The organism is Streptomyces prunicolor NBRC 13075, from assembly GCF_000367365.1.
GTDB classification, from domain to species: Bacteria; Actinomycetota; Actinomycetes; order Streptomycetales; family Streptomycetaceae; genus Streptomyces; species Streptomyces prunicolor.
Genome location: NZ_BARF01000002.1, coordinates 215,379 through 228,928 on the forward strand (window position 1 = coordinate 215,379; position 13,550 = coordinate 228,928).

Here is a 13,550-nt window from a genome sequence, read left to right on the forward strand (position 1 = left end):
TCGTGGCCGGTGGGCCCGGGGACGATGAGGTGGGGTAACCATGAACGCGCCGTACGACGGTGACCGCGGTCAGGGCGCGGGCGGCTCGGGCTACCCCGAGGGTCCGCAGCCCGAGCCCGGTCAGGTGCCGCCGCAGCCTCCCGCGGACATGTACCTCCAGGACGCCTACGACCAGGACCCCTACCGGGCGCAGGACCTCTCCGCCCAGGACCCGGTCGCCGAGGCGCTCTACGACCGCGCCGCGCACCCACCGCCCCCTCCGGGCACGTACCAGCCGCAGCCCCCGCTCTACGCGCAGCCGCCTCAGTCCCCGTACGCCCCCGATCCCCGCGTGTGGGCGCAGACCCCGGCACCCGAGCCGGAGGGCCCGACCCAGTACCTGCCGTACGGCGACGACGCCCGGACGACGCAGTTCGTGGGCGTGGACGACCTGGTGACGGGGGCCGGCGAGGAGCACCACGAGCCGGACGCCTTCGCGCACCTCTTCCGGGACCAGGGACAGGGCGGCGGACGTCCGCCGATGGAGTCCCCGGCGGTCCCCGGCCCGTCCCCGGCACCGCCCTCGGGCCATGCCCCCACCGCGCCGTCTCCGGTACCAATGTCCGACGCCACGATGCAGCTCACTCCTACGGCGCCGGCGCCCGCTGCGGCCGCGCCCAAGAAGGGCGGCCGGGCCACCGGCCTGCTGAAGTCGAGCGCCGTGATGGCGGCGGGCACGATGGTCTCCCGCCTGACCGGCTTCGTCCGCTCGGCGCTGATCGTCTCGGCGCTGGGTGTCGGCATGCTCGGCGACACCTTCCAGGTCGCCTACCAGCTGCCGACGATGATCTACATCCTGACCGTGGGCGGTGGCCTCAACTCCGTCTTCGTGCCGCAGCTCGTGCGGGCCATGAAGGAGGACGACGACGGCGGTGAGGCGTTCGCCAACCGGCTGCTGACCCTTGTCATGGTGGCCCTGGGCGCGCTCACCGCGCTCGCGGTCTTCGCGGCACCCCTGCTGATCCGTCTGCTGTCCGACTCGGTGGCCAACGATCCGGCGGCCAACGACGTGGGCGTCACCTTCGTCCGCTACTTCCTGCCCTCGATCTTCTTCATGGGCGTCCACGTCGTGATGGGCCAGATCCTGAACGCGCGTGGCAAGTTCGGCGCGATGATGTGGACCCCGGTCCTGAACAACATCGTCATCATCGTGACGCTCGGCATGTTCATCTGGGTGTACGGCACCTCCGCGAACTCCGGCATGAAGGTCACGAACATCCCGCCGGAGGGCCAGCGACTGCTCGGCATCGGCGTGCTGCTCGGCCTGGTCGTCCAATCGCTCGCGATGATCCCGTACCTGCGGGAGACCGGCTTCCGGCTGCGGTTGCGCTTCGACTGGCGGGGCCACGGTCTCGGCAAGGCCGCGACGCTCGCCAAGTGGACCGTCCTCTTCGTCCTCGCCAACCAGGCCGGCGCGATCGTCGTGTCCCAACTGTCCACCGCCGCGGGCAAGTCCTCGCCCGTCGACGGCACCGGCTTCGCCGCCTACGCCAACGCCCAGCTGATCTGGGGTCTGCCGCAGGCCATCATCACCGTCTCCCTGATGGCCGCGCTGCTGCCGCGTATCTCGCGCTCGGCGGCTGAGGGCGACGGGGGTGCCGTCCGCGACGACATCTCCCAGGGGCTGCGCACCACCGCCGTGGCGATCGTGCCGATCGCCTTCGGCCTTCTTTCCCTCGGCATCCCGATGTGCACGCTGATCTTCGGTTCCTCGGGGACCAGCGAGGCCACCAACATGGGCTTCATGCTGATGGCCTTCGCCCTCGGTCTGATCCCGTACTCGGTGCAGTACGTCGTCCTGCGCGCCTTCTACGCGTACGAGGACACCCGAACTCCCTTCTACAACACGGTCATCGTGGCCGCCGTCAACGCCGGCGCCTCGGTGGCCTGCTACTTCGTCCTCCCGGCCCGCTGGGCCGTGGTGGGCATGGCCGCCTCGTACGGCCTCGCGTACGCGACCGGTGTCGGTGTCGCCTGGAACCGGCTGCGCAAGCGGCTGAACGGCGACCTGGACGGCGCTCGCGTCATGCGGACGTACGCTCGGCTCTGTATCGCCTCCGTGCCGGCCGCACTGCTCAGTGGTGCGGCCTGCTACGGGATCGGACATACGCTCGGCCAGGGGGTCGTCGGCTCGTTCGCGGCCCTTCTTGTGGGCGGTGCCGTACTGCTCGGAATCTTCTACGTCGCGGCCCGGCGCATGCGCATCGAGGAGCTCAACTCCCTCGTGGGCATGGTGCGCGGGCGCTTGGGACGTTGAGGCGGGGGCACACGCACAACCATCGTCCGCCGCTGTGTGTCGTGCATAGCGGCAGACTGTGGGCACAATTGGTTTCGGCGTCGAACAGCGTGCAACGGATGGGGAGGCAGGAGCGACGGTGGCGGAACGGAGCACGGCTGCCGTCGACGTGGCAGACAACAGCGGCGACGAGCCGCTGACCGCCAAGGCGGACCAGTCCACGGCCGACGGGGTGGCCCAGAACCCGGAGCGGGACACGGAGAGCGACAAGGCACAGGGGAGCGGCGGGATCGAGGAAACCGAGAAGGCCTCGCCTCCCGAACTGCACAGCGGTCACAAGCTCGCCAGACGCTATCGACTCGAAGAGTGCGTCACCCGTCTGGACGGCTTCAGCAGTTGGCGCGCGGTGGACGAGAAACTCCGCCGTGCCGTCGGCGTCCATATCCTGCCCGCGGATCATTCGAGGGCCCGCTCCGTGCTGGCCGCGGCCCGTTCCTCGGCGTTGCTGGGCGATCCCCGCTTCGTCCAGGTCCTGGACGCCGTGGAGGAGAACGACCTCGTCTACGTCGTCCACGAATGGCTGCCCGACGCCACGGAACTGACGGCGCTTCTGGCCCCAGGACCGCTGGAGGTGCACGACGCCTACCAGATGGTCAGTCAGATCGCCTCGGCCATGGCCGCCGCGCACCGCGAGGGCCTCGCCCATCTGCGGCTGAACCCGAACGCCGTGCTGCGTACCTCGTCCGGCCAATGGCGCATCCGTGGTCTGGCCGTCAACGCGGCGCTGCGCGGCATCAGTTCGGACACACCGCAGCGCACGGACACGGAGGCGATCGGCGCCCTGCTGTACGCGGCGCTCACCCAGCGCTGGCCGTACGAGAGCGATGCCTACGGCCTGTCCGGGCTGCCCAAGGGCGTCGGTCTCATCGCCCCCGACCAGGTACGCGCCGGTGTCCACCGAGGTCTGTCGGAGCTCGCCATGCGCGCGCTCGCCAACGACGGTGCCACGGCCTCCCGGCACGAGTCGGCGTGCACCACGCCGGAGGAGCTGGTGAAGGCGATCGGCGAGATGCCCCGCATCCGCCCGCCGGAGCCCGCCTACACCGCGCCGCCCGAGTACCAGCGCACGACGTACCAACAGGGCACATACGGCCGCCCGTCGCCGCCCGGTGCCACCCAGGTTCTGCCGACCCCGCCGCCCCCGCTGCAGAGCCGCACCGGCAAGGCCCTCAAGTGGGCCGTGTCCGCGCTGCTGATCGCCGCGCTGGGCCTGGGCAGCTGGCAGCTCGCGGACGCGCTCATGGACCAGGGCAACAAGTCCGAGGACACGAAGCAGACGCAGACGACGGACGGGAACGACAAGACCGGCGACAAGACCAAGCCGGTCAAGACGCTCGCGATCCAGGGCGCCAAGGAGTTCGTGGCAAAGGGCGACCCGCAGCATCCGAACGACGTCGACAAGACATACGACGGCGACAAGTCAACGTACTGGCGGACCTCCAGCTTCATAGGGGGCCCGGTGCTCGCGCCGTACAAGCCGGGCGTGGGCATCGTCTACGACCTCGGTTCGGTCCAGGACGTCTCCGCGGCGACCATAGGGCTCTACTACAGCGGCGATCACACGACGGTGAAGCTCTACGCGACCAACTCGCTGTCGCCCTCCTCGCTGGACTCCATGACGCAGCTCGGCACCGTCACGACGACCGGGACCAGTGCCACGGTGAAGGTCACCAAGCATGTGAAGAGCCGGTACGTTCTTGTCTGGCTCACCGCTCTGCCGCACGCGGACAGCGACCAGTACAGCGATGCCGGCTACAAGCAGGCCATTACCGACGTGAAGTTCACGGGCTGACGTCTCACCAGAGGGGGAGGGGGTCCGATGGCGGAAGGCGCCGGATACGACGAGACGAGCGATCAGGATCTGCTCGCCCGCCATGTCGAAGGCGACCCGGACGCCTTCGGAGAGCTCGTACGGCGGCACCGGGACCGGCTCTGGGCCGTGGCCCTGCGCACGCTGGGAGACCGTGAGGAGGCCGCTGACGCGGTCCAGGACGCCCTCGTGTCCGCCTACCGGGCCGCCCATACCTTCCGCGGCCAGTCGGCCGTCACCACCTGGCTGCACCGGATCACGGTGAACGCCTGCCTGGACCGCGCCCGCAAGGCCGCTTCCAGGAAGACGTCCCCGGTCGATGACACCGAGCGCCTGGAACAGCTCCTGGAACCGCACGAGTCGGCCTCGGCTCCCGCGGAGCGCAACGATCTGCACCGCCAACTGCTTGAAGCCCTCGGCACTCTTCCGCCCGACCAGCGCGCCGCCCTCGTCCTGGTGGACATGCAGGGCTACCCGGTCGCGGAGGCCGCGCGCATGCTCGACGTGCCGACCGGCACGGTGAAGAGTCGCTGCGCCCGCGGAAGAGCCCGGCTGCTGCCGCTACTCACCCATCTACGGCCGGAAAGAACCGGTGGCGACAAGGAACCGGGCGCTGGACGGAACCGGGCGCAGGGGGCATCCGTCCCACCGGCAGCGGGACCTCGCGACGGAGGTCCCAAGGATGCAGGGCCGAGCGATTCAGCTGCTGTGAAGGGCGGAGGTGGGCGAGCGTGACATCCACGACAGACACGACCGGGCACCCGGACGTCGCGGAGATCTCCGACCTCACCGAGGGCCTTCTCCCACCGTCCAGGACAGCCGAGGTACGACGGCATCTGGACGAGTGTGAACTCTGTGCGGACGTCCACGACTCGCTGGAGGAGATCCGGGGTCTGCTGGGCACCATGCCCGGCCCACCACGCATGCCCGCCGAGATCGCGGGCCGTATCGACGCGGCTCTCGCCGCGGAGGCCCTGCTGGGTGCCACAGCCCCCGAGACCCTGGCCGCGCCAACGTTGGTGAGTGCCTCCCGCGTCACGTCGGACGTGGACCGCAAGGTCGGTGAGAACGCCGGGGCGCATGTTTCACGTGAAACATCGCCCACGGCGGACCGCCCGTCAGGACGCGCACACGCGGCAACCGGTCCTGGACGCAAGGACCGTAAAGAGGGCAAGGAACGGAATCGCGGCAGTCGTCGCGGGAGGATCGTTCTGGGAGCGGTGTTCACCGCGGCCGTTCTGGGAGCCGGATCTCTGTTCATCCAGTCGCTGGGCGACCACAAGTCGTCCGACACAGCTCAAGGGCACCCGACGAGTTCCGCGGACACCTTCTCCAAGGGGAAGCTGGAGAGCGAGGTCTCGGCGCTCCTCCCCACCAAGTCGTCCACGATTCAGGGCACCAGCAGTGAGTCGCCCTGGCACGCCGCGGTCGACCCCGGCGGGGCGGAGTCTTCCACCAAGACTCCTAAAACCCTGAAGGAGCTCACCGGCTCCCTCCCGGACTGCATCCGGCAAGGCGTGAACCGCGGCAACACAGATGTCCTCGGCTTCAAGAAGGGCACCTACAACGGGACCGCCGCCTATCTCGTGGTGCTGCCCGACGCTTCCGACAACAATCGGGTCATGGCCTACGTCGTCGACGCGGCCTGCGTGAGCCAGCCGACATCCACCCCTGGCAAGGTCCTTCTGACGCAGTCGTTCGCGCATTCCTGACCACGAACGTCTCTTCTCGATCCGGCGTGGTACTTCCCTACCGTGTGCCGTCTCCGTGTGCCCGGACACAGCGGGAATGCGGGCCCCGTAGGATCCGTTGGGTGGTGTGGAGGCTCCGAGAGGGGCTCCCACCGGTCGTACTGACGCAGTCCAGAGACGAGGAACCAAGCCGTGAGCGACGTCCGAAACGTGATCATCATCGGCTCCGGGCCCGCCGGCTACACGGCGGCGCTCTACACCGCGCGCGCGTCGCTGAAGCCGCTGGTGTTCGAGGGTGCCGTCACCGCTGGTGGCGCGCTGATGAACACCACCGAGGTCGAGAACTTCCCGGGCTTCCAGGACGGCATCATGGGCCCCGAGCTCATGGACAACATGCGCGCCCAGGCCGAGCGCTTCGGCGCCGAACTGATCCCGGACGATGTGGTCTCCGTCGACCTGACCGGTGAGATCAAGACCGTCACGGACACCTCGGGCACCGTCCACCAGGCGAAGGCCGTCATCGTGACCACCGGTTCGCAGCACCGCAAGCTGGGCCTGCCGAACGAGGACGCACTGTCCGGTCGGGGTGTCTCCTGGTGTGCCACCTGTGACGGGTTCTTCTTCAAGGACCAGGACATCGCCGTCATCGGTGGTGGTGACACGGCGATGGAGGAGGCGACCTTCCTCTCCCGCTTCGCCAAGTCAGTGACGATCGTCCACCGCCGCGACAGCCTGCGGGCCTCCAAGGCGATGCAGGAGCGTGCCTTCGCCGACCCAAAGATCAAGTTCGTCTGGGACAGCGAGGTCGCCGAGATCGAAGGCGACCCCAAGCTCGCCGGCCTCAAGCTGCGCAACCTGAAGACCGGGGAACTCTCGGACCTGGCGGTGACGGGCCTGTTCATCGCGATCGGCCACGACCCCCGCACGGAGCTCTTCAAGGGTCAGCTCGACCTGGACGGCGAGGGCTACCTGAAGGTCGAGGCGCCCTCGACCCGCACCAACCTGACCGGTGTCTTCGGCGCCGGTGACGTCGTCGACCACACCTACCGCCAGGCGATCACCGCCGCCGGCACTGGCTGCTCCGCCGCTCTGGACACCGAGCATTTCCTTGCCGCCCTCGCGGACAAGGAGCAGGCAGAGCCCGCGAAGACCACCGTCTGACCCCCATCCTCCCCACCGCACGATCAAGTTAAGGAGCCCGCCGTGGCCGGCACTCTGAAGAATGTGACCGACGCTTCCTTCGACGAGGACGTCCTCAAGAGCGACAAGCCCGTCCTGGTGGACTTCTGGGCTTCCTGGTGCGGCCCGTGCCGTCAGATCGCTCCGTCCCTCGAAGCCATCGCCGCCGAGCACGGCGAACAGATCGAGATCGTCAAGCTCAACATCGACGAGAACCCGGCGACGGCCGCCAGGTACGGCGTCATGTCCATCCCCACCCTGAACGTCTACCAGGGTGGCGAGGTCGCCAAGACCATCGTCGGCGCCAAGCCGAAGGCCGCGATCCTTCGCGACCTCGACGAGTTCATCGCCAGCAAGTGATGTTTCACGTGAAACCGTGTTTCACGTGAAACATGAAGGGGCCGACTCTCCGGAGTCGGCCCCTTTGCTTTAGAGCGGTCGAAGCGCTGGTTCCTTCTGTACGGCCCCCAGCAACCGGTCGAGCGCCATCTCCACGTCTTCCTTCCAGGAGAGCGTCGTGCGCAGCTCCAGCCGCAACCGTGGATAGGCGGGATGCTGACGGACCGTCTTGAAGCCCACGGCGAGGAGATGATCGGCGGGCAGCACGCAGGCCGCCTCTTTCGCATGGGCATCACCGAAGGCTTCGATCGCCTTGAAGCCCCGCCGCAGCAGATCCTTGGCGACCGTCTGAACCATGACCCGCCCCAGTCCCTGCCCCTGATAGCCCGGCATGATGAACGACGTCATCAGCTGCACGGCGTCCGGCGACACGGGGCTTGTGGGAAACGCCGTCGAGCGGGGGACGTAGGCGGGAGGGGCGTAGAGGACGAAGCCCACCGGCAGGTCGTCGACGTAGACGACCCGCCCGCAGGAGCCCCAGTCCAGGAGGACGGCGGAGATCCACGCTTCCTTCTCCACGGACGCCGTGTCCGCCTTTACCGCGGCTTGCCCGCGGACGGGGTCCAGCTCCCAGAAGACGCACGACTGACAACGGTTGGGAATGTCCGGGAGATTATCCAGCGTGAGCGGTACGAGCCGACGCCCCATGAAGGCTGATCCTCGCTTCCTTCGCCCGCAGCGCCGCGGGCGGCTGTCAGAGCGCTGCGTTCCCTGAGCAGACTGCCGACGAACCCGCCGACTGCGCCCAGGCCCAGACCCGCGCTCACCAGTCCGGTGCGGCTCACCGTTCGCATGGCCCCCGCCTCCCCTAAGAGGTGCTGCCAGGTGGATGCGCCATACCCGAACGCATCGTATCGATGATGCGATTGCATCGATACCGACAGAAAGCAAAGAGCGGGCCGCCTTCCGGTACACACCGGACGCGGCCCGCTCTGCTGGTCGGACGGACAGAACCCATGCCGTCGGCAGGACGGCTCAGGCCTCGTCCTCCGATTCGTCGTCCAGCAGACTCCGTTGCAGGACCGGCCCCTCGCCCGGAGCCAACGAACCGAGGATCCGCTCAAGGTCCTCCATCGAGGCGAACTCGACAGTGATCTTGCCCTTCTTCTGGCCCAGGTCGACCTTCACCCGGGTCTCGAAGCGATCGGAGAGACGGGTGGCGAGATCGGACAGCGCCGGGGAGACCAGGGCGCCGGCCCGCGGTCCCTTGGAGCGCTGAGCGGTCTGCGGCCGGGAACCCATCAGGGTCACGATCTCCTCGACGGCCCGCACCGAGAGCCCCTCGGCCACGATCCGGTGGGCCAGCCGGTCCTGCTCCTCCGAGTCGTCGACGGAGAGCAGTGCCCGGGCGTGACCGGCGGAGAGAACTCCGGCGGCGACACGGCGCTGGACCGACGGCGAGAGCTTCAGCAGACGCAGGGTGTTGGAGACCTGCGGGCGCGAACGTCCGATGCGGTCCGCCAGCTGGTCGTGCGTGCAGTTGAAGTCCTTGAGCAACTGGTCGTAGGCAGCCGCCTCTTCGAGCGGGTTCAGCTGGGCGCGGTGCAGGTTCTCCAGGAGGGCGTCCAGGAGAAGCTTCTCGTCGTCCGTGGCCCGCACGATCGCCGGGATCGCCTCCAGGCCGGCCTCACGGCAGGCACGCCAGCGCCGCTCGCCCATGATGAGCTCGTAGCTCGTCAGGCCGATCTGCCGTACGACGACGGGCTGGAGGAGGCCGACCTCCTTGATGGAGGTGACCAGTTCCTGCAGCGCGTCCTCGTCGAAGACCTCACGCGGCTGGCGTGAGTTCGGCGTGATGGAGTCGAGGGGCAGCTCGGCGAAGAAGGCACCGATGGGAGGTGCCGGTGTCTCCGGAGTGCCGTACGCCGACAGGTCCTCTGTCTCGTAGGAGACCGGCGGCAGTGTGGTGACCTTTGCCGCGGCCACCCCCCGGTCGCCGGTGATGACCGGAACAGCCGAGGGGGATGTGGAACCCATGGCGGCCGGAGCCACCGTCTTCTCCCCGGTCGGGGCTGCGGGGATCAGTGCGCCGAGCCCACGGCCCAAACCCCTCCGTCGCTCGCTCACTGGATACCCTCCACCATGCTCTGGTCGCCCTGAGCGCCGATATGCGCATGCGGTGCGTCGTAGCTGACGCCCACACCCTTCAGCGCGATTTCCCTTGCTGCCTCAAAGTAGGAGAGGGCACCGCTCGATCCGGGATCGTAGGTCAGTACCGTCTGCCCATAGCTCGGCGCCTCGGAGATACGGACCGAGCGGGGAATGCTCGTCCGCAGCACCTCGTCGCCGAAGTGGCTGCGCACCTCGTCCGCGACCTGGGACGCGAGACGCGTCCGGCCGTCGTACATGGTGAGCAGGATGGTCGACACATGCAGGTTGGGGTTGAGGTGCCCCCGAACCAGGTCGACGTTGCGGAGCAACTGTCCGAGGCCTTCCAGCGCGTAGTACTCGCACTGGATCGGGATGAGAACCTCCGCGCCGGCGACCAACGCGTTGACCGTCAGCAGGCCGAGCGAGGGCGGACAGTCGATGAGGATGTAGTCCAGCGGCTGCTCGTAGGCCTGAATCGCCCGCTGCAGTCTGCTCTCTCGGGCCACCAGGGACACCAGCTCGATCTCCGCACCGGCGAGATCGATCGTGGCGGGGGCACAGAAGAGACCCTCGACATCGGGAACCGGCTGCACGACCTCGGAGAGAGGTCGGCTGTCGACCAACACGTCATAGATGGAAGGAACTTCCGCGTGGTGATCGATCCCCAGTGCTGTGGACGCATTGCCCTGTGGGTCGAGGTCGACCACCAGAACACGGGCACCGTGCAGTGCCAGCGAAGCGGCAAGATTGACGGTCGTCGTCGTCTTGCCCACCCCGCCCTTCTGGTTGGCGACGACCATGATGCGGGTCTGCTCAGGACGCGGCAGACCCTCGCCGGCACGACCTAGGGCTTCCACCGCCAGTTGGGCAGCACGACCGATGGGAGTGTCGTCCATAGGGGGCGGTGTTTCACGTGAAACATCCTCCCCCATCGACTCGGTACGGGGACCGGGGACCGGATCGGTCATCGGTCCCGCGATGTTGGCGTCGGACCGCAAGGATTCACTCTCCTCGACTTCAGGCTCGCAATGAACAGAGCCTCCCATGTCTTCAGGGTCGTGAACCAGTGAGGCCTGTTGTTCTGTGGAGAATTCCACCTCTGTGGACAACTCCGTGCCCTCTCCGAGTGATCCGAGAGGCTTCCGGTCGCGGGGTTCGGCCGCGGCGCGGGTGCGACCGATGATGCCGTGTAGCAGTGAGCGACGTTTCACGTGAAACACGATGCACAGCCGCCGAGGCCGAACTGTCCGCGACACTCCGGCATGCATAGGTTTGACAGCTTGTGTGGAGTAAGTCTCGTCGTCAGGACGGATCAGCGACGTACTTCAAGCGCTGGGACCGACCCGCCCCAGCGCTGACACAGTCTCAACGACGCCGACGTGTACGGCCCGTACGAGCCGCCTTGGCCCGCTTCGCCGCGAATCGAACCCCACCGGGGCTCTCTCCGACCTCGACACGCACCACCGTGGACAGCGGATCGACGATGCCCTCGCCGACATGCAGGATGGACGTCTCCACGGCTCCAAGCTTGCTGAGCACGGTCCCCGCACTCTTAAGCTCCTCCTCGGCCGTGTCCCCCTTCAGGGCGAGCATCTCGCCATAGGGACGGAGCAGCGGGATGCCCCAGGTGGCCAGGCGCTCCAGCGGAGCCACCGCCCGGGCCGTCACGACATGGACCGGCTGCAGTGTGCCCATGACCTCCTCGGCACGCCCACGCACGACGGTGACGTGGTCGAGGCCCAGGAGTTCGACGACCTCGGTGAGGAAGGTCGTACGGCGGAGGAGCGGTTCGAGGAGGGTGATCTTGATGTCCTCGCGAACCAGGGCCAGGGGAATGCCCGGCAGGCCGGCGCCGGAGCCGACGTCGCACACCGTCACTCCGTCCGGCACGACCTCCGAGAGGACCGCGCAGTTCAGCAGGTGCCGCTCCCACAGGCGGGGCACCTCACGTGGGCCGATCAGGCCGCGCTGCACACCCGCGTCGGCGAGCAGCTCGGCGTATCGGACCGCATCCTCGAAGCGATCGCCGAACACCTCGCGCGCCTGCTCGGGCGCGGGGGGAAGCTCCGCTGCCTCCGTCACGGGGGACCGTCCTTCCGTACCGCAAAAGCGCATTGGGCGCTGACCACCAGGACCACCAGAACTACAGGACTATCAGGCTGACAAAGTTCGGCCCCGTCTGATCGACAGACGGGGCCGGTGGAACGTAGGGACCGATCAGGCGGGAAGCACGACGACGAAGCGCTGCGGCTCCTCGCCCTCCGACTCGCTGCGCAGTCCCGCCGCCTTGACCGCGTCGTGCACGACCTTGCGCTCGAACGGGGTCATCGGGTTCAGCTTCACCGGCTCGCCGGTGTTCTTCACGTCGGCCGCGGCCTTGGCGCCGAGCTCGGAGAGCTCGGTGCGCTTCTTGGCGCGGTAGCCCGCGATGTCCAGCATCAGTCGGCTGCGGTCGCCGGTCTCCCGGTGCACGGCCAGGCGGGTGAGCTCCTGAAGTGCCTCCAGCACCTCACCGTCACGGCCGACGAGCTTCTGGAGGTCACGGCCGCTGCTGTCGCTGATGATCGAGACAGCGGCGCGGTCGGCCTCGACATCCATGTCGATGTCGCCGTCGAGATCGGCGATGTCGAGCAGACCCTCGAGGTAGTCCGCCGCGATCTCGCCCTCCTGCTCCAGGCGGGACAGGGTGTCTGCACCCTCGGCAGCGGCGGAGGTGGTGCCTTCCGTCACGGGATGGACTCCTTCTTACTTCTTGGACGGGGACTTGGGCCGCTGCGGACCCTTGCGCTGTCCGGACTGGGCCTTGCTGCGAGTACCGCCCGCGGGCTTCGGGGTGGGCTTCTTCGCAGCAGTGGCGGGCTTGGCGTCCTCGGGCTCGTCCGACTTGGTCAGCGAGGTCTTCGGCTCGTCGGCATCGTCGTCCGGGTGCTCGGCGCTGTCGTCGGCCGCCTTCGCGGCGGCGGACTGGCGCTGGGCCTTGGTCTGCCGCTTGGGCTGCTGGCGCCTGGGGGCTGCCGGGGTCGGCGTACCGTCCTCGGACTCCACAGCCGTGCTCTCGCCCTTCACCACGGTGCCGTCCGGCTGGGCCACGAGGCCCACCTTCGTGAGGCTGTTGATGAACTTGCGCTCGAACTCGTTGCGGTCGCGACCCTTGGAGACGATCGCCTTGACGATGGCCTTCTCACCCCGGCTGCGCGTCTTCTCGTGGTGCGTGACGTGCTTGGTGAGGCGCTCCAGGTAGGACGCCTGAGCCTTGGAACCCGGGGTCGGGTTGTTGTGGATGACGTACATCTGCTGGCCCATGGTCCACACGTTGGTGGTCAGCCAGTAGACGAGGACACCGACGGGGAAGTTGATGCCGAAGATGGCGAACATGACGGGGAAGACGTACATCAGCATCTTCTGCTGCTGCATGAACGGTGTCTTCACCGTGGTGTCGACGTTCTTCGTCATCAGCTGGCGCTGCGTGTAGAACTGCGACGCCGACATCATCACGATCATGATCGCGGTGACGACGCGGACGTCGGTCAGCGTGGCACCGAGCGCCTCGACCTTGCTGCTGCCGTCCGTGAACTTCGCGGCCAGCGGGGCACCGAAGATGTGCGCCTTACGCGCGCTGGCGAGCAGCGAGTCGTTGATGACGCCGATCGTCGAGCCCGTCGCGATGCCGTTGAGCACGTGGTACAGGGCGAAGAAGAACGGGGACTGCGCCAGGATGGGAAGGCACGAGGAGAGCGGGTTGGTACCCGACTCCTTGTACAGCTTCATCATCTCTTCGGACTGACGCTGCTTGTCGTTCTTGTAGCGTTCCTGGATCTTCTTCATCTCGGGCTGCAGGGTCTGCATGGCCCGGGTCGCCTTGATCTGCTTCACAAAGAGCGGGATCAGACAGATGCGGATCAGGATCACCAGGGACACGATGGACAGGCCCCAGGCCCAGCCCGTGTCGGGACCGAAAACCTTCCCGTACACCGAGTGGAACTGGACGATGACCCAAGAAACGGGTGTCGTGATGAAGCTGAAAAGACTGGCAATCGTGTCCACT

Annotated in this window: 12 protein-coding genes; 6 read left to right on the top strand and 6 right to left on the bottom strand. The window is 67.7% G+C overall.

Going from position 1 to position 13,550, the window contains the following annotated elements; all coding sequences use genetic code 11:
* The first annotated feature begins 40 nt into the window (after positions 1–40).
* The 6 genes from murJ (at position 41) to trxA (ending at position 7,375) form a co-directional block, all read left to right on the top strand.
* A complete protein-coding gene (murJ, locus tag SPR02S_RS01400; RefSeq protein WP_019055141.1) occupies positions 41–2,296 on the top strand; it encodes a murein biosynthesis integral membrane protein MurJ in 2,256 nt (751 codons plus the stop codon).
* 118 nt (positions 2,297–2,414) lie between these two features.
* Positions 2,415–4,127, top strand: coding sequence for a protein kinase family protein (locus tag SPR02S_RS01405; RefSeq protein ID WP_019055142.1), 1,713 nt, complete (start codon positions 2,415–2,417; stop codon positions 4,125–4,127).
* A 27-nt stretch (positions 4,128–4,154) separates the two neighbouring features.
* Positions 4,155–4,880 (top strand): RNA polymerase sigma factor SigM, encoded by a 726-nt coding sequence (sigM, locus tag SPR02S_RS01410; RefSeq protein WP_019055143.1) that lies wholly within the window; start codon positions 4,155–4,157, stop codon positions 4,878–4,880.
* Positions 4,877–5,857 carry an RsmA family anti-sigma factor gene (locus SPR02S_RS01415; protein ID WP_019055144.1) on the top strand — a complete coding sequence of 327 codons (981 nt, stop codon included), beginning with the start codon at positions 4,877–4,879 and terminating at the stop codon, positions 5,855–5,857. The genes sigM and SPR02S_RS01415 overlap by 4 nt, the downstream gene beginning before the upstream one ends.
* Before the next feature lie 171 nt (positions 5,858–6,028).
* Positions 6,029–6,997: a thioredoxin-disulfide reductase gene (gene trxB / locus SPR02S_RS01420; RefSeq protein WP_019055145.1), complete on the top strand. Its 969-nt coding sequence runs from the start codon at positions 6,029–6,031 to the stop codon at positions 6,995–6,997.
* A 42-nt stretch (positions 6,998–7,039) separates the two neighbouring features.
* Positions 7,040–7,375, top strand: coding sequence for a thioredoxin (gene trxA, locus SPR02S_RS01425; protein ID WP_019055146.1), 336 nt, complete (start codon positions 7,040–7,042; stop codon positions 7,373–7,375).
* A 69-nt stretch (positions 7,376–7,444) separates the two neighbouring features.
* Here trxA and SPR02S_RS01430 read toward each other — a convergent pair whose 3' ends face one another.
* From SPR02S_RS01430 to yidC, 6 genes are all read right to left on the bottom strand, one after another.
* Positions 7,445–8,062 carry a GNAT family N-acetyltransferase gene (locus tag SPR02S_RS01430; RefSeq protein WP_019055147.1) on the bottom strand — a complete coding sequence of 206 codons (618 nt, stop codon included), beginning with the start codon at positions 8,060–8,062 and terminating at the stop codon, positions 7,445–7,447.
* Positions 8,063–8,389: 327 nt separating this feature from the next.
* On the bottom strand, positions 8,390–9,481 hold the full coding sequence (locus SPR02S_RS01435; RefSeq protein WP_026150111.1) for a ParB/RepB/Spo0J family partition protein: 1,092 nt from the start codon (positions 9,479–9,481) through the stop codon (positions 8,390–8,392).
* Positions 9,478–10,551, bottom strand: coding sequence for a ParA family protein (locus SPR02S_RS01440; RefSeq protein WP_078622775.1), 1,074 nt, complete (start codon positions 10,549–10,551; stop codon positions 9,478–9,480). The genes SPR02S_RS01435 and SPR02S_RS01440 overlap by 4 nt, the downstream gene beginning before the upstream one ends.
* A gap of 319 nt (positions 10,552–10,870) precedes the next feature.
* Positions 10,871–11,587 carry a 16S rRNA (guanine(527)-N(7))-methyltransferase RsmG gene (rsmG, locus tag SPR02S_RS01445; protein ID WP_019055150.1) on the bottom strand — a complete coding sequence of 239 codons (717 nt, stop codon included), beginning with the start codon at positions 11,585–11,587 and terminating at the stop codon, positions 10,871–10,873.
* A 135-nt stretch (positions 11,588–11,722) separates the two neighbouring features.
* The gene (locus SPR02S_RS01450; protein ID WP_019055151.1) at positions 11,723–12,235 is read right to left on the bottom strand and encodes a Jag family protein; all 513 of its coding nucleotides are present in this window, start codon (positions 12,233–12,235) and stop codon (positions 11,723–11,725) included.
* Positions 12,236–12,250: 15 nt separating this feature from the next.
* Complete coding sequence (yidC, locus tag SPR02S_RS01455; RefSeq protein WP_019055152.1) at positions 12,251–13,549, bottom strand: membrane protein insertase YidC; 1,299 nt, start codon at positions 13,547–13,549, stop codon at positions 12,251–12,253.
* Position 13,550: the final 1 nt, after the last annotated feature.